Annotated in this window: 18 protein-coding genes and 1 pseudogene; 2 read left to right on the top strand and 17 right to left on the bottom strand. The window is 69.0% G+C overall.

Features of this window, described 5'->3' with window-relative positions; genetic code table 11:
* Positions 1 to 72: 72 nt before the first annotated feature.
* From ACZ54P_RS31300 to ACZ54P_RS31340, 9 genes are read right to left on the bottom strand one after another with little or no spacing between them, the layout of a single operon-like run.
* Positions 73 to 1,188 (bottom strand): glycosyltransferase family 4 protein, encoded by a 1,116-nt coding sequence (locus ACZ54P_RS31300; protein WP_465465189.1) that lies wholly within the window; start codon positions 1,186 to 1,188, stop codon positions 73 to 75.
* Entirely contained in the window at positions 1,185 to 2,294 is a 1,110-nt protein-coding gene (locus ACZ54P_RS31305; protein ID WP_465465190.1) for a glycosyltransferase, read from the bottom strand. Before ACZ54P_RS31305 ends, ACZ54P_RS31300 begins: the two co-directional genes overlap by 4 nt.
* Positions 2,291 to 3,727, bottom strand: coding sequence for an oligosaccharide flippase family protein (locus tag ACZ54P_RS31310; RefSeq protein ID WP_465465191.1), 1,437 nt, complete (start codon positions 3,725 to 3,727; stop codon positions 2,291 to 2,293). Before ACZ54P_RS31310 ends, ACZ54P_RS31305 begins: the two co-directional genes overlap by 4 nt.
* Positions 3,724 to 4,992, bottom strand: coding sequence for a glycosyltransferase 87 family protein (locus ACZ54P_RS31315; protein WP_465465192.1), 1,269 nt, complete (start codon positions 4,990 to 4,992; stop codon positions 3,724 to 3,726). Before ACZ54P_RS31315 ends, ACZ54P_RS31310 begins: the two co-directional genes overlap by 4 nt.
* Positions 4,989 to 5,876 carry a YveK family protein gene (locus tag ACZ54P_RS31320; protein ID WP_465465193.1) on the bottom strand — a complete coding sequence of 296 codons (888 nt, stop codon included), beginning with the start codon at positions 5,874 to 5,876 and terminating at the stop codon, positions 4,989 to 4,991. Before ACZ54P_RS31320 ends, ACZ54P_RS31315 begins: the two co-directional genes overlap by 4 nt.
* The gene (locus tag ACZ54P_RS31325; RefSeq protein ID WP_465465194.1) at positions 5,873 to 6,943 is read right to left on the bottom strand and encodes a glycosyltransferase; all 1,071 of its coding nucleotides are present in this window, start codon (positions 6,941 to 6,943) and stop codon (positions 5,873 to 5,875) included. The genes ACZ54P_RS31320 and ACZ54P_RS31325 overlap by 4 nt, the downstream gene beginning before the upstream one ends.
* On the bottom strand, positions 6,918 to 8,153 hold the full coding sequence (locus tag ACZ54P_RS31330; RefSeq protein ID WP_465465195.1) for an O-antigen ligase family protein: 1,236 nt from the start codon (positions 8,151 to 8,153) through the stop codon (positions 6,918 to 6,920). Before ACZ54P_RS31330 ends, ACZ54P_RS31325 begins: the two co-directional genes overlap by 26 nt.
* On the bottom strand, positions 8,150 to 9,130 hold the full coding sequence (locus ACZ54P_RS31335; protein WP_465465196.1) for a polysaccharide deacetylase family protein: 981 nt from the start codon (positions 9,128 to 9,130) through the stop codon (positions 8,150 to 8,152). Before ACZ54P_RS31335 ends, ACZ54P_RS31330 begins: the two co-directional genes overlap by 4 nt.
* Positions 9,127 to 9,969, bottom strand: coding sequence for a hypothetical protein (locus ACZ54P_RS31340; RefSeq protein ID WP_465465197.1), 843 nt, complete (start codon positions 9,967 to 9,969; stop codon positions 9,127 to 9,129). Before ACZ54P_RS31340 ends, ACZ54P_RS31335 begins: the two co-directional genes overlap by 4 nt.
* A 469-nt stretch (positions 9,970 to 10,438) precedes the next feature.
* Between ACZ54P_RS31340 and ACZ54P_RS31345 the strand changes: the two genes are divergently transcribed.
* Positions 10,439 to 10,798, top strand: a complete 360-nt coding sequence (locus ACZ54P_RS31345; RefSeq protein ID WP_465465198.1) for a hypothetical protein — start codon at positions 10,439 to 10,441, stop codon at positions 10,796 to 10,798.
* A gap of 361 nt (positions 10,799 to 11,159) precedes the next feature.
* Here the strand turns inward: ACZ54P_RS31345 and ACZ54P_RS31350 are convergent.
* The 3 genes and pseudogenes from ACZ54P_RS31350 to ACZ54P_RS31360 form a co-directional block, all read right to left on the bottom strand.
* Positions 11,160 to 11,985: pseudogene (locus tag ACZ54P_RS31350) on the bottom strand (epoxide hydrolase N-terminal domain-containing protein).
* Positions 11,982 to 12,614 carry a TMEM175 family protein gene (locus ACZ54P_RS31355; protein ID WP_465465199.1) on the bottom strand — a complete coding sequence of 211 codons (633 nt, stop codon included), beginning with the start codon at positions 12,612 to 12,614 and terminating at the stop codon, positions 11,982 to 11,984. The pseudogene ACZ54P_RS31350 and the gene ACZ54P_RS31355 overlap by 4 nt, the downstream one beginning before the upstream one ends.
* A 23-nt stretch (positions 12,615 to 12,637) precedes the next feature.
* A complete protein-coding gene (locus ACZ54P_RS31360) occupies positions 12,638 to 13,162 on the bottom strand; it encodes a DUF6790 family protein (protein WP_465465200.1) in 525 nt (174 codons plus the stop codon).
* A 261-nt stretch (positions 13,163 to 13,423) separates the two neighbouring features.
* Here ACZ54P_RS31360 and ACZ54P_RS31365 point away from each other — a divergent pair, with 261 nt between their 5' ends.
* A complete protein-coding gene (locus tag ACZ54P_RS31365) occupies positions 13,424 to 13,651 on the top strand; it encodes a hypothetical protein (protein ID WP_465465201.1) in 228 nt (75 codons plus the stop codon).
* Positions 13,652 to 13,704: 53 nt separating this feature from the next.
* Here the strand turns inward: ACZ54P_RS31365 and ACZ54P_RS31370 are convergent, their stop codons facing one another.
* The 5 genes from ACZ54P_RS31370 to ACZ54P_RS31390 form a co-directional block, all read right to left on the bottom strand.
* Positions 13,705 to 15,837 carry a transglutaminase TgpA family protein gene (locus tag ACZ54P_RS31370; RefSeq protein ID WP_465465202.1) on the bottom strand — a complete coding sequence of 711 codons (2,133 nt, stop codon included), beginning with the start codon at positions 15,835 to 15,837 and terminating at the stop codon, positions 13,705 to 13,707.
* A complete protein-coding gene (locus ACZ54P_RS31375) occupies positions 15,834 to 16,955 on the bottom strand; it encodes a DUF58 domain-containing protein (RefSeq protein ID WP_465465203.1) in 1,122 nt (373 codons plus the stop codon). The genes ACZ54P_RS31370 and ACZ54P_RS31375 overlap by 4 nt, the downstream gene beginning before the upstream one ends.
* Positions 16,956 to 16,957: 2 nt before the next feature.
* Complete coding sequence (locus ACZ54P_RS31380) at positions 16,958 to 17,917, bottom strand: AAA family ATPase (RefSeq protein WP_061985196.1); 960 nt, start codon at positions 17,915 to 17,917, stop codon at positions 16,958 to 16,960.
* A 137-nt stretch (positions 17,918 to 18,054) separates the two neighbouring features.
* The gene (locus tag ACZ54P_RS31385; RefSeq protein WP_465465204.1) at positions 18,055 to 18,474 is read right to left on the bottom strand and encodes a hypothetical protein; all 420 of its coding nucleotides are present in this window, start codon (positions 18,472 to 18,474) and stop codon (positions 18,055 to 18,057) included.
* Positions 18,474 to 20,517, bottom strand: a 2,044-nt coding sequence (locus ACZ54P_RS31390) for a polymorphic toxin-type HINT domain-containing protein (protein ID WP_465465205.1), incomplete at its 5' end; no start/stop codon positions are given. The genes ACZ54P_RS31390 and ACZ54P_RS31385, both read right to left, overlap by 1 nt.

Raw genomic sequence — 20,517 nt, forward strand, 5'->3', positions numbered from 1 at the left:
CGCCGAACACCCGAGTGCGGCGTCCAGACACGCGAGTTACGTTTCTGAGCACGCGCACGTCCTCCTTGCGACTCACCCCTCGGCAGTACCCCGCGCGGCGAGAAGCGATGCGTACAGGTCGAGGTGTCGCCGCGCGCAGACATCCGGTGCGTAGCGCCGCTGGGCTCGCGCGGCGAGCAGGGCGCCTGTCCGGGCCGGGTCCGGGTCGGCGAACAGCGCACGCAGGCGTTCGGCGAGGGCGGGAACATCGCCCGGCGGTGCCAGGGGAGCGGAGCCGAGCATGTCGGCCACTCCTCCGGTATCGGTAGCGACGACGGGTTTTCCCGCCGCCATGGCCTCGGCCACGACCAAGGGCTGCTGTTCCATGGTGGACGGCAGCACCAGCGCGTCCGCCTTCGCCAGCAGAGCGGGAACATCCGGCCGGAACCCGAGGAAGTCGACACGTCCGCACAAGGGCGGCGTCCGCGCGGCTTGTTCGGCGTCGGCTCGTTGCGGGCCGTCGCCCACCACGGTCAGACCGGCGCCGGGCGGGAAGACCCCCGGCATCGACAGTGCCGCGAGGAGGTCCAGGATTCCCTTGCGTTCCACCAGAAGGCCCACGAAGATCAAGTGCCGGACCGGTCCGGTCGGAGGGTTCGGTTCGGCGGGCTCGACGCAGTTGTCGATTTGGCTCAGCCGACTTGACGGCACGCGCAGCCGAGCGCGGAGGAAGCGGCCCATCGCCCCGGCGGGCACGATGGTGTGGTCGAGGATCCTGGCCACCGCCGCGTCGCCGGCCAGGACGGCCCGCGTGTAGGCGGACGGCCCCGCGGCACCTTGTCCGGCACGGAACCACTTCTCGGTCACGTCGTCCGGCACGCCGTGATAGGTCTGGACCAGAAGCGGCCGTGCCGCGCGGGTGAAGCGCATTCCCGCGAGTACGAGCCCCGCACGGCGATCCTGGGCGTGCACCACGTCCGGCCGCCAGGCCCGGATCGCCGCCCGCGCGCGACCGGCGGCGGCGAGGTTTTGCTTGTCCGCCACCAGAAGCCGCTCGTGGTTGTCGTCGAGCAGGTCGGCGCCCCTGGCGGGGACAGGCCCGAAGACACGGACGTCGACCCCTTCGCCGAGCAGGGTCGCGGCGAGCCGGACGGTGACGTCGACCGGACCGCCCCGGTCCTGGGTCAGCAGATAGGCGACGCGGTTCACCGGATGTGCTCCTCCGTGACGAGTTTCTCGACGAGGACGGCGATCTGGTCGGTCATCCGCCTCCGGTCGAAGGACAGCTCCACGCGCCGCCGACCGCGTTCGCCTTCGAGCCGGGCCAGTTCCGGTCCGGCGAGCCGGGCGGCCACCGCGGCGGCGAGCGTGTCCAGGTCACCCGGCGGCACCACGGTGCCCGCGTCGGCGATGCTTTGGCGCATCCCGCCGACGTCGAAGGCCACCACCGGCCGGGCGCACGCCATGGCCTCCAACGGGACGAGTGCCATTCCCTCGGCGCGCGAGGGGAGTACCACGACGTCCGCGGACGTGTAGAACATCGCCGGGTCGTCGGTATGCCCCGGCCACCGCACCGATCCGTGCGCCGCCATCGGATGACGGTCACGCCAGACGGTGCCCATCGGGCCGTCGCCCGCGAGCACGAGTTGTGCGCCGGGCACGCGCCGCAGCACCTCCGGCCAGGCCGACAGCAGCTGGTCCTGGCCTTTCAGCTCGGCCAGCCTGCCGAGACAGACGGCGATCGGCGCTCGTTCGGGCAACCCCAGCTTTCGCCGCGCCGTGATCCGGTCGCGAGGAGCGAACCTGGTCGTGTCGACACCGTTGCAGACGACTTCCGCGTCCGCGGTGACCTTCGCCTTCCGGCCGACGGCGAGTTCGTCGTCGCTCACACACACGACGAGATCGGTCCACCGGGAGGCGAGCCGTTCCCAGCCGGCGGACGCACGACGCAGCGGTCCGCATGCGGTCTCGAAGGACCACAGGTGCGGTTGGAACACCGTCGGCCGCTTTCCGCGCAGCGCCAGCCGGCCGGCCAGCCCGGCCTTCGAGCTGTGCAGGTGCACGACCTCCGGCCGTAGTTCGGCGAGAACGCGGTGCAGTCTCAGTGTTTCGGTGATCACCCGCGGGCCGGGGGAGCGGGTCGCGGCCCAGCCGCGCACCTCGATCCCGTGTAGCCGCAAGTGTTCGGCGAGCCAGCCCGATGGCGGGCATACCACGGTCACCGACCAGCCCCGATCCCGTTGCGCCACCGCGAGTTCGAGGACGACCGCGGCCACGCCGGCGGTCACCGGCTGGGAGACGTGCACGATGTTCATCGCGTACTCTCCCGGAGCGGCGCCCGCAGTTCGCCGCGGTGGAGGACCAGCGTCGCGGTGGCGTAACCGGCGACGAGGACCAGACCCTCGCCGAGGGTCCCCGGCAGTGAGTCCGCGGGCCCGAACAAGCCCGCGTGGTCGAGCAGTACGGCGGGCAGGGCGCCGAGCACACAAGCACCCAGCAGCCGGGTCACGATCCCGGCCAGTCCGGGCATAGGAGGCGCGACGCCGAGCCCGGTGAGGACGCGCCAGGCGATCGGGAGCATGAGCCAGGCCGAGGAGAACTGAACCGCCGCCACCGCGCCGATCCCGAGGTCGGCCAGCAGCGCCAGCCCGGCCACGAGCATCGCCAGATGGGCGCACTCCAGCGCCAGATACCGCTTGGCGTGCCCGGTCGCCTTCACCGCCTGGTACCAAATCTGCAGTAAGCAGATACTCAGGCCGTAACCGGACAACGGGATCAGGAGATCCGCCGCGTCCGCCCACCGCGCGCCCAGCACCACGACACGGTCGGCGAGCACGATCAGCGCGAGGTACAGGCCGCCGGCGAGCACGAGCACGGCGCGGGTGAACCGGGTGACCATCTCCCGCAGCGCGCCTTCTTCCCCGCGCAACCTTGTGAACACCGGAAAGGCCACCGCGCCCAGTACAACCGCCACCATGATGTAGGGCACCCAGGCCAGCCGGTAGGCCAGTGAGTAGACGCCGACCGCGTCCGGTCCGAGCAGATGGCCGACCACCAGGTAGTCGAGATTGACGAGGATCGCCGCCACGACGGCCGCGGGTCCCACGGCCGAGGCCCAGCGCAGGGCTTCCGCCGCCGACGGGGGATCCCAGCACGGCCGCACGCCGCCGCCCACCAGCGCACCGAGCAGTGGCTGAGCGACCGACGTGCACACCAGGCCGATCACGACGGACGCCGGTCCGGCACTGTCGAGGGCGAGCACGACCGTCACGACGGCACCCAGGACCGCGCTCCCACCGTCGGGCACGAGCCGTCGCCGAAAGTCCAGTCTCCGATGCAGCAACCCCATCTGGACCCCGCCCGCGGCCGAGAACGGGAGGCTGATCGCGGCCAGGCGGACCAAGCCGGCGGCGTCCGGGGCGCCGAGCATCGCGGTGATCGGCCCCGCCGCGGCGGCGAGCACGATACCGAGGACCAGGCCGGCGCCGACGCTCATCGTCAGCACGGTTCCCGCCATCCGGCGCGGATCGCGTCCGGTGCGGCTGATCACGTCGTAGACGCCGATCGACTGCACCACCTGGCCGAGGTTGACCATCGACACCGCCAGCGCGACGATCCCGAGTTCCGCCTCGGTCAGCAGCGCCGCCAGGATCAGCGTGATCAGCATCTGGCTGCCCTTGCTGACCAGGTTGACCGCGCCGAGCCACAGCGAGCCCCGGACCGCCTTCGTCCCGAGTCCGCCGGTCATCCGCCGCTCCCGGCCGCGACCGGCGAGGCGGCGCGGGCCGCGGTCAGCCGGACGGCGGCCCAGACCAGCGCGCACCACGCGAAGACCACGGCGACCCCGTCGACCGTGACGGCCACCCGCGTGCCGAACAGGGAGACCACCGCCGAGTCCACTGTGTACAGATGGGCGAACGGTATCGCCGCCGCGAGCACGGCGAGTCCGGCCGCGCCCCAGCCCGGTTCGGCTCGATGGCGCCACCAGAGCACGGCCACCGCGGCCATCGCGGGTATGGCGATCAGCACGTCACCGGGCTGGTGCACCACGCAGACCACCACGGCGAGACAGGTGAGCAGGTCGGCGACCGGTGAGGCCGACACCTGGTCGAGCCGCCGCACGAGCAGCACGCTCGTGACGAGCACCCCCGCCAAGACGAGTGGTTCGATGCCAGACGGAGCCCAGCCGGTGACCCGGAACCACACCGCCGCGACGTCGATCCGTTGTGCGGTAAGGGAGTCGACCGCACCGTAGGCGGTACCACGGGCGTGGGCGATGTTCGCGGCGACGACGTCGAGAAAGGCGCCGACCCCACCGCTGCGGCTCACCAGCAGCACCACCACCGGGAGGCTCGCGGCCGCCGCGACGGCGGTCCCCGCCAGCGCCACCCGCCGCGATCCCCTGGCGAAGAGCAAGATCGCCAGCGGGAGGCCGTACTGCGGCTTGAGCCAGGCGAGCGCGAGCGCCACCGCCGCCAAGCCCGGCCGGTCCCGCCGGGCGAGCAGCGCCCCCGCCACGCCGACGGCGATCAGCGGATTCACCTGACCGACGTAGAGCTGTGCCTTCCCGACCTGGCTGGTCACCACCAGCGCCGCGAGCACCGCGGTGGTGACCGCGAACGGGACGGGGACGAGCCGCCGGACCGCGACCGTGGCCAGCGCCGCGAGCGCTACCAGCAGCAGCAAGGAGAACACCGTGAAGGCCACCGCGCCCACCCGGTAGCCGGGCAGCGCGAACGGCAGGTGCGCCAAGAGGTGGTAAGGCTGGTAGAGGTTGAAGTCCTGCCGCACCGGCCAGTGCGCGAACATCGCGGCGGGATTGTAGGGATTACCGCCCGCGAGGAACTCCCGGATCGGGAAGTACAGCGCGTCGCGGAAGTCCTGCAACCGCTCCTCGGCCAGATTCGCCTGCACCGGCGGCGGCACCCGCCACGACGGTGTGAGCGCGTGCCACGCGCTCAGCGTGCCGACGATCGTCGCGACCACCAGCACGGCGCGGTCTCTCGTACTCACGCCAGCACCACCGCGATGAGCACGGCTTCGGCGGACAGCACACCGGCCGCCGCGGTCAGTTCGTCCTGACTTCGCCGTCCGGCCACGGCCACCACCGAGGAGTCGCCTCGGTTCTGGTCCGCCGAAAGCGCGGCCGCCAGCTTCTCGGCTGTCTCGCGGTATTCGGGGGCGACCGGGACCACGCGGACCGGCCGCCCCGTCGCGAGGCCGAGAACGGTCAGCCGGTCGGTGATCGCCGGGTCGTCGCCACGCAGCACCGCCACCGGCCGCTGGATCCCGGCCGCGAGCAGCGCCCGGCGCACGGACCTCGTCCCACCACCGGGTTTCGACGGCATCGACCGGCGGATCGCCGCTGTGGTGAGCCCGGCGGCCACGGCCGCGACCAGGGCGAGCCCGGTCACCAGCGAGGTGTCCGGCGCGACCACGGCGACGTCGGCCTTGGTGTCCAACGGCCGCAGCCTGCCGACGGGGGCCAGCAGATTCGCGTCGACCAAGGCCTTGCCCAGTGCTGACGCCGTCGCGTCCGCCTGCTCCGAAGACGCCGCCCGGACCGACAGGCGCGCCAACCCGGAGGCCGGCACCAGCTCCACCGAAATCCGCTGACCGAGTTCTTCCGGTGAGTAACCGGAAACCGGTGCCGCGGCCTGAAGCACCGAAGGGCTGCGGGCGAGTTCGACCAAGGCGGGCAAGGTCAGGGAGACGACTTCGCCGTACTGCGCGACCGAGCTCTCCTGACCGCCGATGGGCTCGGCCAGCAGGCTCACGCGTCCTTGGTACTGCTCGTCGCGGGACAAGCCCACCGCCAAGACCAGCGAGCCGATCAGCAGTCCCACGGCGGCGCCGAGGGCCGCGGTGCGTGGGATTCTCGTCAGGAGTTCTTTCACCGCTTGCCTTCCAGCGTCGTGCGGAGCAGTTCGTCGTAGGCCTTCATCACCGTGTGCGGGTCGTACTCCCGCTGGATCGTCCGCAGGCCTTCGGCGGCCAAGGAGTCCCGTGCGGACTCGTCGCGCAGCAACGCGCCCAAGGCCTTCGCCACGGCCAGCGGGTCGCCGGGCGGCACCAGCACCCCGGCGCCGCCGGACAGCACTTCACCGACGCCGCCGACATCGGTCGCGACGACCGGCCGCCCGGCGGCCATCGATTCGAGTACGGCCAGCGGCAGGCCCTCCCAATCGCTGGTCAGCACCGTCACGTCGGCCGCCGCGAGAAGATCGGGCACGTCTTCGCGAGTACCGAGGAACCGGATCCGGCCGCTCACGTCCTCGTGACGGGACTCGAGTTCGGCACGGAGACTCCCGTCGCCCGCCAACCACAGCACCGCGTCGTTTCCGAGCAGTGCCCACGCGTCCAGCAGCACGTCGTGGCGTTTCTGCGGCTCCAACCGGGCGAGGCAGAGCACGACCGGCGTCCCGGCCGCGACGCCGAGCGACGCCCGCACCGCCGCCCGGCCGAAGACCGGCCGCCGGGCGAACACGGCGTTGCGGATCACGACCGGACGGCTCAAGCCCGCTTCGGCCAGCCGGTCGGCCGTGGCGGGGGAAACGGCGACCACGCGGTCGGACGTGCGCCGGAGGATGCGTGCGGCCATCGTCAGCTCGTCGTCGGCGACGCCGTGGAAGACGGTCACCACCGGCCGCCGCCGCCCGGGAACGAGCGCGAGCCGGGCGACCAGACTCGCGCCGACGTTGTGGGCCACCACGATCTCCGGCCGAAACCGGGCGATCGCCCGGCGGACCGCCCACGCCGCCCGCAGCACACCTGTCCCGCTGCGAAGGGCGAGTGGGACCGGGAAGTGCTCCACCCCGTCCTCGGCCAGCGCGTCGGCGCGGAATCCACCGCCACTGGCGACCGCGGACACCCAGCCGTACTCCTCGCCGCGGGCCGCCATGCCCGCCACGAGGGTTTCGGCGCCGCCGGCGCCCATCTCACTGATCACGTGCAGGACACGCATCGAAACCGCCTTTCCCTCGGCGAACCCGGTCTCCGGCCGCCACGGCGAACGCGGTCAGCGACCACAACGGGAGGTAGTACTGCTCGGAGAGGAACGTCGAGGTGACCAGTACGGCCAGCAGCGACGCCTGGATCACGATCGCCTCGGTCCTGGCGGCGGGGTCGCCCGTCCGGACGGCCCGTTCGCTCGCTGTCGCCGCGAGCACGATCATCGCGACGAACAGGGCGAATCCCGGCAGGCCCAGTTCCGCGGCCACCTCGAGGTACATGTTGTGCGCCACCGGGGTCTGCTCGTCGAGCTCGGCGTTGCGGGATGCGGCGGCGTATTCTTCGCGGAATCCGCCAGGACCGACGCCCAGCACCGGATGTTCGGCCACCATCCGGGCCGCCGCCTGCCAGCGCAGCTCCCTGGTGTCCACATTGGAGGCCGCGATGTAGGTCTTCTCCTGGAACGCCCGCTCGATCAGCGGACCGGCGAGCGACATCGCCGTCACGCAGAGCACACCGGCCGCCGCGGCCGAAGCGGCGAGCACCCGCCAGGGCAGGACCCGGCGCAGGGTCAGCCAGCCGATCGCCGCCGCCAGCCCCAAGGCGCCACCGCGGGAGAAGGTCGCCGTGGCGCCGGCCACCAGCACGCTGCCGGCGAGGGCCACGGCGAGCGACCGCCGAGGTGAACCCTGACGTGCGACGAAAAGCAAGGGAACCGCGGCGACCAGGAAATAGGCGAGGTCGTTCGGATCCTCCAACGGACCACCGGCGCGTGCTTGCCCGTCGACGACGAGGCTGTACAGCCCGCCGACCGCGGCCGCGGTGGCTCCCGTCGCCATGGCCAGCAACAACCCGCGGATCTGAACCTCACGACCGGCGACATCGGCCAGGACCGCGGTGAGCGCGAGAAACGGCAGCCAGCGCAAGGTGTACTCCGCGGTGAAGGAGCCCGGCGAATGGGCCGCCGCGGTGATCGCCACCACCGTCGCGAGCAGCGCCAGTACCGCGTGCAGCGGCGTCGCCCGGGGCGACCGTCGCCGGCGGGCCCGGGTCACCAGCCACGTGGTGACCAGCAGCGCGGGCACGACCTTGCCGAGATGCGGGTGCACGGCCGCCAGGTAGCCCTCGATCGGCGCCAAGGCGACCGTGGCGAACGCGAGAGCGCGCAGCATCGCCGCCCGTGCGCTGTGCTCGACGGGGGTGACGACCGTGAAGGTGGTCATCTCCCGGCGTCCAGGCAGGTCACCGCGCGCTCCCGCCGCGGGTTGGTCCGGTGTACGTATTCACCGGTACCGACGACGTCGAAATGCTCGCGCAAGGCGCGCAGCACCCACCCCAGCCAAGCCACCTTGCGGCTACTGGGTGCGGCCATCCCGGGGAAGAACTCCATCCCGGGTGCTTCCGCGCCACCGAGGACGTCGGTGGGATGCAGCAGCAGGGACGGCGCGACCTTCCTCGCGAGACAGAGCCGTAGGGCCGTCTTGAAATAGCCCCTGGCCAACCGGGGCGAGATCTCGTGCAGTTGCAGGAGGTACGAGCCATGGATCGGCGTGCGCACCAACGGCATCGTCGTCACCGGAAGCTCCACGAGGCCGGTGCCGTCGGTCGTTCGCCAGCGATACGCGTGCACCGGCGCCAACACCCGCGAAAGGCCGCCGAACAGTTCGTCGCGTCCGTCGCCGTCGTCACCGCCGTCGCGCGGGGGCGCCGTGCGATTGTGATAGGCCCTGGCGAACGGGCCGATCCAGGTCGGGAGGGTGCTGGCGTCGTAGGCGTATCCGCGTTCGGCCAGTACTTCGACGAGGTCGCGGCTGAGGCTGAATCCCGGCCCGCGAAAACCGAGGGGGAGCGGGGCGCCGGCCTCGACGATCGCGTCATCGGTACGCCGCAGTTCGTCTTCGAGACGGGCACGGGTATAGCGGTGAAGCCAAGGCTCGTGGCCGAACGAGTGATTGCCGACTTCGTGACCGGCCGCGGTGATCTCGTTGACCGCCTTGGCGCCGTCTTCGCGGACGACGTCGGCGCCGACCACGAACACCGTCGTCGTCAGCCGCTGCTCGCCGAGGACTTCGAGCAGCCGCGGCACGGCCGAAGGCAGAAAACTGGGATACCGGCGCCACTCGGGGTCGCCGTGGGTCTTGCGGTAAGCCCACAGGTTGTCGAGGTCGATCGACACGCTCGCCAGTGGCCGCGCGGTCATGCCGTCTTCTCCGTGACACCGGGCGCGGCCGCCGTGGTGCGGGCCTGCGAGCCGAGCACCAGTACGCAGACGACGACCGCCGTGAGGCCTGAGACCACCCAAATCCCGGTCCCTTCGGCGACTTGATCACCGAGCACCGTGATGCCGGTGACGGAGGACAGCACGATCGTCGTGGCGTCGGCCGTCGCCACGACCGCCGTGGCGAGGCCGCGTTGGAGAGCGACCGCCATCGATGCCTGCCCGAGTACGGCGGCGGCCAGCATCAACCCGGTCAGCGGATTCAACGGCAGCGAGGTGACTTCATCATGGGCCAGCACCCGGCTGATGATCGCCACCACGGCGAACGAAACCCCGGAAAGCACGGCGGGCAGGAGGAAGGTTTCCGTCCGGCCCACCTGGGTCATGGTCACGCCGATCGCGACCAGCGTGGCCGTCAGGAGCAGAACGGTGGTCGGCGAGAAATCCTCGGCGACGGAGGGTTTCGACGAGCCGGCGAGGACGACCAGTCCGCACGCCATCAGCGCCAGCATCAGCGCCTCACTGATTCGCACTCGCCATTTCAAGACGACGACGCCGAAAAGGGTCGCGAGTCCGATCGCCGACGACGAAGCGGTTTGGACCAAGTACAGCGGCAGTGATTCGCGAGCGAAGAACGCGAACGCGAAACCGCCTACCTGTCCGGCGAAGCCCACCAGATAGAGCCTGTCGGCGGCCAGCCGGGCAAGTAGTCCCAGACCTGTTCCGCGCTCATGCGCGGCTCGCCGGGCGGCGACGCTCTGGGCGACGATCCCTATCGCGTACAACGCGGCCGAAACGACGAGTATCCCGTAAGCGACCACCAACGGCTCCTTCTCGCCACGTCACGAACCGGGCCGGCATTCGGCCACTTCGCGGAGATGGCAGGAAGCGTAGAGATGCGGCGGAGTCACCACGTTCGAAGGACCGGTGCGGGAGTTTCGTCACCCAAAGAAAATCTTCGTGCCAGTGTTTGTGGTTCGAAAGGGGAGCATGACGATACTCGGAACAACTCCTCGGCACTGTAGGTAATCGTTCTTCGCACACGCGCCTCGAAAAAGGGTGCGTAGCCGGTGAATCGGGCTCGTGAGGTCAGTGTCGGCAGAATCCGACAACGAGGTGCATCCAGGCTCGCGCCCCCCATTCGAGGTACAAAAACCTCGGTCAGACGGGGTTTCGAACCACACGATGATGGCATCGGATGGAGATCCGTCAATCGGGTCGGTAGCTTTTGCGCTGCGGCACGCCGGTGCCCTTCCCCTACGTCGCCCCATTCCTATTCGAGGAGAGTCCATGCTGAAGAAGATCGGTTTCGTCACCGCCGCGATGGCGGCCGGAGCATTCCTGACCGGCGGAATCGCGTCCGCCGGGACGCCGGCCGACGAAGGCCACGACCACCACGGCCACGACATCAGCGAGCAGGTCGGCTTGGCCAACCTGAACAACATCGACGTGTTGCACAATGTCAACGCCGTGGTGGGCGCCTGTGACAACAACATCAACGTGCTGGGTGTCCAGGTGCCGATCCGTGACTCGCTCAACGGCATCGGGGTGCCGATCCTCTCGCCGGGTGCCCACGAAGCCAGCGGTGAGTCCCCCTACAACTGCGCCGCGGGCGGCGTGCTCGACGGTGGCACGAGCCAGCACAACTGAGTGTCGGTTCCCGTTGGGTGTGCGGGAACCAAGATGCGAGTGGAATCTTGACGATTCGCGTTCTTCCGATGTGCCCGGTGCCCGCCGCTCGACGGCGGAGTGCCGGGCACATCGGCGTTCGTGGCGGGGCGGTGCGTGGTCTTTGGGTAGCTCCGAAGCCTGGCGAGGACTCGCTGTAACTTATGGCGTCCTCGCGTTGGTGCATCTCTATCTGGCCGTCGAAACAAGGGTGACCTGGTCGGCTGTCCTCGCGGTCGTTTATCTCTGTGTGGCCGCCGGCTGTGTGAAATCAGGTCGTTGATCCCCCCGCCGCCGACAAACGTGGCCGTTCCGAGGCGGCAGGGTCTCAACCGCGGTGCGGTCAGCGGAACAGGCGGAAGAACCCGCGCACCTGCTTGACCAGCGACTCCGGCTGTTCGAGCGCGACGAAGTGGCCACCATGCGGGAGTTCCTCGAACCAGCGGGGCCTCCCGCCTCGACGGGCGGGTTATGTCGCGCGGGTAGACCGAAAGCCCGGATGACGCCGTCACCTTGTTCCGGAAGTCGGCGAAGCTCTCCCAGTACAGGCGGGCCGACGACGTGGCCGACGCGGTGAACCAATAGACCGAGATCTCGTCGAGGATCGTCTGCCGCGACAACGCGTTCTCGGGATGGCCGTCGTTGTCCGTCCACGCCCAGAACTTCTCGGCGATCCAGGCCGCTTGACCCGCCGGGGAGTCGGTGAGGCCGTAGCCGAGCGTCTGCGGCCGTGTCGCTTGGATCGCCGAGTATCCCCGGCCGCTGCGCTGCATCTCCTTCTCGGCCTCGAGATTCGCCCGTTCCCGCGCGTCGGATCGTCGAACGTGCCAGCCGCCACGGACCCAGGTTCAGGTGGACGCCGACGACCCGCTCGGGTGCCACCTCGCCCAGCGCCGCGGACACCGCCGACCCCCAGTCACCGCCCTGCGCGCGCGGGTCGGTCAACGGGCCGAAAACCTTCAGGAACTCCAGCACCGAACCCGGCCACCCGTGCGTGAGCACGAGCGGGAACGCGTCCGGCTCCGGCGAGCGGACGTGCAGGGAAGTGGATGCCCAGCCCGTGAACCCTGTGACCAGTCGTCCACCGGCTCACGCTCGGGCCACCGTGTCCGTCGCAATCGTTCACGCAAATCGGCGATCTCCGCTTCGGTGATGCTGACCTCGATCAGTTGTCGGACGGCTTGTGGTCCTGCACGCGGCGGGCGATGGCGAGTGCGATCGGCGCGGCGAGCCAGCACAGGTACGCGCCGGTGTTGTCGGTCAGGAAGGAGACCGGAATCGAGATCCCGAACACCGCTGCCAGGCAGATGCCGCGCGTCAGGCTTTGGGTGAACACCCGGGGTGGGTCGTCGGTTCGGTACAGGTGTTCGCGCCGGATTTCCCGGATGGTCAGGGCGAACGACGCGGAGGCCAGAACCTGCACCAGCGCGTAGAGGCTGAACCGGAGCGGGAATGCGCCTTCGGCGGTGATCACCCGTGTCGCGAACGGCATCAGGACCTGCATGAACAGCCATCCCAGGGTGAGGCTGATCAGGCGGCTGCTCGACGAGCGGACATAGGGGAAGATTTCGTGGTGGGCGCGCCAGTGGGCGGCGATCACCACGAAGCTGAGCGCGAAGGCCAGGTATTCCTCGCCGTGGGCGGAGATCGAACCCAGCATGGCGTTGGTGGTGTCGCCTTGGGGGATGGGGAGATCCAGTGCCAGCAAGGTGAGCGCGATCGCGATCACGGCGTCGGCGAAGATGGTGAGCCGCTCGGCGGCGGCCTTCCCGATCGTGTGGTCCGGCTGGGGCGTCATGGTGAGGAACAGCTCCCGCGTTCTCAGACGGCGATTTCCGCGGCCGGTCGTGGGATGTTCGCGAGGCGCCGGGATCGCAGGGCGAGGATGATCATGACCGCCGGGATCAGGATGTCGTTGACGAGGACTCCGCCGGTGCTGCCGGGAGCGTGGTCGCCGCCCGCGAACCATTGGTGGACGTGGCCGATCGCGGCTCCCCAGAGGAACATTCCGCCGCCGAGGCCGATGGTGACGCGTTCGCGCGCGGACGCCGACGCGGCCCGGAAGCCCATGACGGCCAGGCCGAGGTTGGCGAAGGCGATCTCGAACATGAACGGCGTCCGGTCGAAGCCGATCGCCGTGGCCATGACGTCCGGGAAGGCGAGGAAGGCGATCGTCATCCACAGGCTGCCGCAGCCGAAGGCGCCGATTGCCCACCAACGCTGCCAGATCTCGAGCCGTTCCTGAGGTGACGTCGCGTGGCGGGCCCGGAGGAAGGCGCCGACGGCGGGCACGACGATCCAGACCAAGGGGAAGGCGGATTGGGCGAGGTAAGTGAAGCTGTCCATGGCAACAGTCTTACCCAGTTAATATTAACGAGTCAACACTCTGGCGTGCGGGCGGCCGCTCGAAGCGGAAACCCGTGAACCGTCTGGAGGCACCCGCTCAACGGTCGCGTTGGTCAGCGCCGCGAAGAGTGCGTCCGTTCGCCGCAGCGCCTTGGGGCGGATGGGTCAACATCGGCGTCCACGAAGGCGGCTGCGTTTGGTCGGCACCGGATGAGGGCATCACGGTCTCGCCGTAAGTCGTTCTACGTGGGGAGTCGGTCGGTGGCGTCGTACAATGTGAAACCCTCCAAGCCCGTTGCCGTGTTCGGCGCCCTTGGCGGGATGGCGATGCTGGTGTTCGTTCTGGTCAGCGGAATCGGCCGCGGCAACGGCTTCGTCTGGCTGTGGGCCGCTCTTTGCGTCGGGGTGGTGGGCTTCAACCTGTGGGCGGCATTCAGCAAACGAGGCGCCACCGAGGTGGTCGAACGCCGTACCGCGGACGAGTCGTGAATTGACGGGCTGGCAGAGTCCCGCGTGAACAGAAGGTCAGAGGTTCGAGGCGTTCACGACTGGCCGGGCAACAACGTGCGTGGGTTCAGGGCGGCGCGGAGCCGTGCGCGCAGGCCACGTTTGGCCAAGCCGCGCCGGACTTCCCGGACCGCCGCCCACGCCTGCGGTCCGGAGTGCGGGCCGGTGCCGACACCCGACCACAGTGCGACGTCCACTGTGGACGCCAACAGGCGCAGACCGTCCACTGTGGACGGATCGACGGTGTCGTGAGCGGCCGCCGCCAGATCGCGGACGGTCATACCGGCGGTGCACGGGACGCGGTGCTCGCGTAGCCGATCCTTGACCTCCCGGCAGGCGCCGAGCACCGCGCCGATGCCCGGCTGACGTCGCCGTCGCCACGCCCGAGCGCCCTTGGCCAGCGGGATCCCGGCGAACCACGCCACCGACAGCGCCGCGAGCGCGATCAGGACCGGACCGGTCGGGAATGTCCAGCCACCGTCTCCGGTGCCGCCGTTTCCCGTGCCGGAATCGCCGCCCGGCAGTGGCCGATCCTGTAGCTGCTCGGCCGGTGGCAGTTGCGTTCGCGCCTGCGCGGTCACCGCCGCGAGGCTGTTCGCGCTGCCGGTCGTGGCGCGTGCCTCGCCCGTCGGATCCAGCGCCACCCAGCCGACGCCGGAGACGGCGACCTCCGGCCAGGCCACGACATCGCCGTTGTGGACGGTGTAACCGCCGTCGGCGTTCGGTTTGTCCGGCGTCCGGAAGCCGACCACCAACCGGGCCGGGATGGCGAGCGTCCGCGCGAGGACGACGTACGCGCTCGCGAACTGTTCGCTCGTGCCCAGTTTGGTCTCGAACAGGAACTTCCGAAGTTGTGGCCAGCTGTGCCCGCTCGGCAGGTCGGTTCCCGTCGCCAGCCGATAGTGCTCGCGTAAGAACCGCTCCAGCGCGAGCGCGATCCGGAAGCTGGGACGCAAGCCGCCGACGGCTTCCCGGGCGAGCTGCCCGACTTCCGGCGGTACGTCGCCGATTCCCGCGAGACCGCCGGGAGCGGACGAGTCGAGCGCCGCGTCGAGCAGATCCGCCGGCTTGATCTCCGGTGACCACCAGCTCAGGGCATACTTCTGCGGGCCGTCGGCCGGGTGCGGCAGCCAAAGCGTGCCTTGCGATTCCTCGACCAGCGGAGCGATCCCGTCGACCGCCGCCGGCCACGTCTGGCTGGGAAGCCACGGCCCGCCCAGACCGCTCGTGGTGACCGTCGCCGACCGCCGGTGTGTGGGCACGGCCACCGCCGGACCGGGAGCCAGCTCGGTGCCGAGCCGTCGGTAGCGGCTGCCGGGGCTCCAGTTGACGCCGTCGAAGAGGTCGAAAGCGACCAGTGGCCAGCGGTCGGTGTCGGCGTCGCCGCGGAAGGAGAACACCGGCGTGTCCGGATGTTCCAGTCGGTAGGCCAGATCGTCCAGCGGGTTCGCGACCCGACCGTCGAGTTCGGCGAGCTGATCCTGTTTCAGTGAGTACGCCGGACCGGGCGCGGGCACGAGCAGGTTCGCGACGAGCGCCCCGGCGATGCCGAGTACGAAGGCGGGTACGGCCAACGCCAGCATGGGCACTTTCCTGCGGTGCCCTTCCACGTCCGCTTGCGGCATCAGGATGAACACCCCGCCCGCGACAGCCGCGTACCCGAGGCCGCCGATCAGAGCCGTGAACCCGGACATGGCCTGGAAAAGCTGGCTCACCACCACGACGGCGAAGCTCGGAAGGAGGGCCAGGATCGGCCGCCTCAGCCGGAGCAGCTCGACCCCGAGCACCCCGGCCAGCAGCACCAGCAGCGGGACGAACAGCAGGGTGGACGGCTCCGGTCGCGCCGGCCAGGTCGACTGCAGCGCGAGCCGCCAGGATTCGGTGACGCCGTCCGCGAGCGCGGAAAACGTGGCGCCGGTGGGAAAACCGGTGGCCGTCGTCGAAGAGAGCACGGTCTCGACGACACCGACCAGCCCCACGGCCAGCAGCAACAACGCCCGCCACGGTGCCAGGGACACCCAGCGCGCGCACAGCTCGGTGACGCCGAAGGCCAGTATCAGCGGGACGCCGATGGGTACGAGCAACGCCGTCACGCCGAATACCGGCGCGAAGAACAGTCCCGCGACCGCGGCGGCCAGCAGGATCAACGCGACGGTGGGGCGGCTCATCCCACCACCTCGTTCCATCTGCGGACCGCGTGCGCGGCGTCGGCGGCGTTGAGCACGCGGACGCCGGGAACGACGATCGGCTCGGCCGCGGCGAAGTCGACGAGGAACAGTGAGGAATAGCGCGGCCGCAGAGCACTCAGCCCGTCGAGCCCGCCGGTGGTGACGGCCATCAGACAGCCGCCCTGGTCACGTGCGGCCGCCAGCTCGCGCGTCACGAGCGTTTCCCCGGTGTCCTGGCCGATCTGGCACAGCTCGTCGAGCAGAAGCCGCGAACCGAGCGGGCCGCCGGCGGTGGTGAGGTCGAGACCGCTGGAACCGACGAGCCGGGTGTGGTGCCCGGCCATCGCGGACGCGTGCAGCAGCGACGCGGCGAGGTCGACGGCTTCTTCGAAGACCTCGGGTGTGAAGGAAGTCCGGCGGGTGTCGAGCAGGAGGGTGAAGCGCGGCTGCTGCGGATCGGCGTAGTCGCGGACCATCATCCGGCCGGTCCGCGCGGTGGCCTTCCAATGCAGGTGCCGGACTTCGTCGCCAGGCTGGTACTCACGGACGTCGCGGATGTCGAGCGAGCCGCGCAGCGAGTCGGTCGTCCTGCCTTCGTGATGATGGCGCGGGTAGCCGCCGATCAGGGCGCGGGCGGGATGCCGGCGCGGATGCACCCAGAGTTCCGCGGTCTCGCCCGCGGAAAGCCGGTTCCTCGCCAGACCGAACGGGTCCACCCGGTGCAGCGTCAGCGGCCCGACCGGGAGCCTGCCTCGGCGTCCGGTCGGCAGTTCGTAGCGGTAGGTGGCTTCGGCGTCTTGGGCGAGGGACCGGACGCGGACGGTCTGGACGGCGGCACCTGCCTTGTCCCAGGCGTCGAACCCGCGCTGGCGACGCCCGGCGACGTTGCGGACAGTCAACTTCGCGAGCGCCGGGCGTCCGCGTTCGACGCGGTCCGGATATATCTCGCGGGAGACGTCGACGCGCAGGCCGCGTGCGGTGACGACGACCGCGGCCACGACCGCGGCGAGCCCGACGGCACCCATGACGCGGAACAGCGGGTAACCGGCCCATTCGGCGACCGCGAGCAGCAGTACCGACAGCACGAGCAAGACCACGCCGCGGGCGGTCAGCCGCATGGTCAGCGGCCCGCGTGGTTCATCGCCGGCGCCGGGACGGCCGCGAGCACCTCGGCCACGATGTCCGCGGGGCCGCGCTGGTTGAGTTCGGCCTCCGCGGTGAGCACGAGCCGGTGCGCGAGAACCGGGACGGCGACCTCTTTGATGTCGTCGGGGGTGACGAACTGGCGGCCTCCGGTCGCGGCGATCGCTTGCGCGGCCCGGACGAGCGCGATGCTGCCGCGCGGGCTCGCGCCGAACCGCACGGCGGAATGCACGCGGGTGGCCGCGGCGATCCGGGCCGCGTACTCGCAGACAGCCTGGTCGAGGTGGCCGGCGCGGACTTCGGCGATGGCGTCCAACAACATCGGGATGTCGACCACGGCAGGCAAGTCGTCGGCGGAGACCCCGGCGCAATCACCCATGATCACCATGACCTCGGACTGAAGATCCGGGTAGCCGACCGAAAGCCGCATCAGGAACCGGTCGAGCTGGGCCTCGGGCAGCCGGTAGGTGCCCTCCATCTCGATCGGGTTCTGGGTGGCGATGACGAGGAACGGCCGTGGCACCTCGTGCCCGACGGCGTCGACCGTGACCCGCCGCTCGGCCATCACCTCGAGCAGCGCGGACTGTGTTTTCGGGGTGCCACGGTTGATCTCATCGGCGACGACGATATTGGAGAAGACGCCGCCGGGGTGGAAGGCGAACCGCTCGTCCTTCTGGTGGTAGACGGTGACGCCGGTGATGTCGCCGGGAAGCAGGTCCGGGGTGAACTGGATCCGGCTCCAGCTCCCGCCGATACTGCGGGCGAGGCAGCGGGCCAACGTGGTCTTGCCGAGGCCGGGGACATCCTCGATGAGCAGATGCCCCTCGGCGAAGAGCGCGGCCACGGCAAGCCGGACGACCTCCGGCTTGCCGCGGATCACCCCTTGGATGTTCGCCGCGATCAGTTCGAAGGCCTCCCCGGCCTTGGACTTGCTCACCTTGCCCCCTGCGAAGTCGATCCCGCTGGACCGTTCGGCTCATCATGCCACCAGCTCAGCGTAACCGGCTAGGTACAGGAACGGTCTTTCCGCAGTACATCGGCGGCTTGCTCAGCGGCCGGTTGTGGCGACGCTCGCTACAAGCCGGCCGCAAGCCTCCGGACATCGCTGTTCTCCGACCAGCTTTTCGCCTGGCATGCTTCGAGCAGTGAGGTCGCGGCACTTCTCACGGTGGCCACAAAATCACTCCTGGTGATAGTGGCAAACCCCTGTTCGTCATGATTTTTCGCGCGTACCTCGATCGCTTTTTCTCTAGTTTCGTCAATGGTTAGCCCGTATGGGCCGTCAAAAAAACGGACATGGCGCGAGCTGATCGGCCCCGCATGGACGTCATTTGCGACTGACAGAAGTTCAACGAGAAAAGCTACCGTCATGTCATTCCATCCGGCCTCCGGAAAGGAGTGGTCGCCGAGTTTCACCCAAATAGAACCCCAAATCGTCTTTGAATTTTCATTCAGTTCAAGGTTTGCGAAGTCTTGTAAGATGTGAAAACTCATCAACCTCTCCCGACTGGGTATGCGGTCTCTATTATACCCGTCTCTTTGTTGAACCACATCTCGATGGTCAAACCATTGGCTGATCCTCGTAGAAATACTCGAGGCCCCTGCGATGCGCCCGCCACTCTGGAGGATGCATACGCCTTGCGAATCGTTTTGGCAATCTCGTCGGGCGACATGTAGTCAAAGAACTTGTCCTTTTTGCCGCTCTGCTGGTAGGTCTTTCCTCTAGCTGTATGGCGGTCGAGAATGTGCTCGATGTCGATGACCACTTTTTCTGCGGCAAGCAGATTTACTGGCTTTCGACACGATTGCGAGTCGTTGTGCACTAAGACGTCGGAATCGCTTGAAGATCCGCCGACGTTGACGTAGTAGGTGTGCAGGCCTTCGATGGTGAGGTTGTGCACCTGTTGCTGTTGTGTCCACTCGTGCACGGCGACCACTTCCAGCAAGCGGCCGTCGGGGGCGCGGAGCAGGCTGCCGCGGTTCAGGTCTTCGGCATCGGTCCAGCGGCCGGTGTTGGCGACCCAGAAGGGGTGTTCGTCGGTGGCGGTGACGGTTCCGGTGGCGTTTCCCTGGTCGCCGTCGGTATCGACGGTGATCCGTACCAGTTCCTTAAGGCCCTGGCCCGGAATGAGGTTGATCACCGGTCGGGCTTGGGTGAGGCCGGTGACGGGGTCGGTGGAGAGTACGCGGTCGCCGAGGGTGACTTGTTCGATCGGTTTGTAGGTGCCGTCGGCCAACAGGACGGGCGTGCCGGGTACGAAGCTGTTCGGCGACTTGCACTGGGGCGCCGCGTTGTCCGTGTCCCGCGCCTCGGGGGAGTCGCCCTTTCCGGCTTTCGGTGTGCTGTCGTTAGGCCGCTGCCTGGATTCGCCGCTGTCGGACGTTCGCGAGGACGGAGTGTCGGTGTCCCGCCGGGATGTGTCGGCTGGGCGGTGGGCAGAGGAGTTGGCCCGGGGCAGCGTCGGTAGTTGCGTCACCGGGTTCGGGAGCACCCTGCTGCCGCGCCGGTCGCCATCGTTCGGTGAACGGGAAGTCGTCCCTGGCGCGGTCGTACCCGCCTTGGAGCCCTGAGTGGCGGCCGGTGGTGCACTGCCGGCGCGATCGGGCGGGTTCTGGTGGTTCGGTGTCCCGGGGACAGTGTCGGGGCGGGGCGGAAGATTGTCAGGTGTGGGGCTTGCCGTCGCTGATCCTTTGCCGGGGTCGCTGTCCGGGCTCGGTCTGACGTTGGTGCCCGGATCGGCTCCACGCCCTCCGGGCAACGCCTCGACCGCGTTGAGCGCCCTCTTGCTGACGCCGACACCGGGAATGAACATCGTGCCGATGTCGACCGCCGCGCGGCCGACGACACGTTCCGGCTTGTCGCTGTTCCAGTCCTCCTTGTACGGGCGGACGACCTCGTCCACGACTTTGCCCGGGTTTCGAACGACGTCCTCGATCGCCTTGCCGCGTTCCTGGATGCGCTGGTTGGCGGCGCGCCACTCAGCACTGTTCGGATCAGCCTCGGACCACGTCGTGGCGTCCTGGTTCGCGTCTACGAAGCCCTTGATAGCGGGCGGAATCGACGCCAAACCATCCACGATGGTTTCCCGGGCCTCGTCGAGCACGTTGCCGACGACATGGTCCTTCGGGTCCTGGTTCTTGTCCTTTTTCATGATTTTGCGTAGGTCGACTGGTTGGCCGGTGCCGCCTTTGCCGCCTACGGGGATGGTGGGGCGTGGTGGGGTTTTGTCTTGTGGTTTTTCTGTCTTGGTTTCTTGGGTTTTGTGTTGTGTCTGCTGGGGTTGGGTGTCTTTCTTCATGATTTTGCGTAGGTCGACTGGTTGGCCGGTGCCGCCTTTGCCGCCTACGGGGATGGTGGGGCGTGGCGGGGTTTTGTCTTGTGGTTTTTCTGTCTTGGTTTCTTGGGTTTTGTGTTGTGTCTGCTGGGGTTGGGTGTCCTTTTTCATGATTTTGCGTAGGTCGACTGGTTGGCCGGTGCCGCCTTTGCCGCCTACGGGGATGGTGGGGCGTGGCGGGGTTTTGTCTTGTGGTTTTTCT

Source organism: Amycolatopsis sp. NPDC034160, assembly GCF_055575355.1.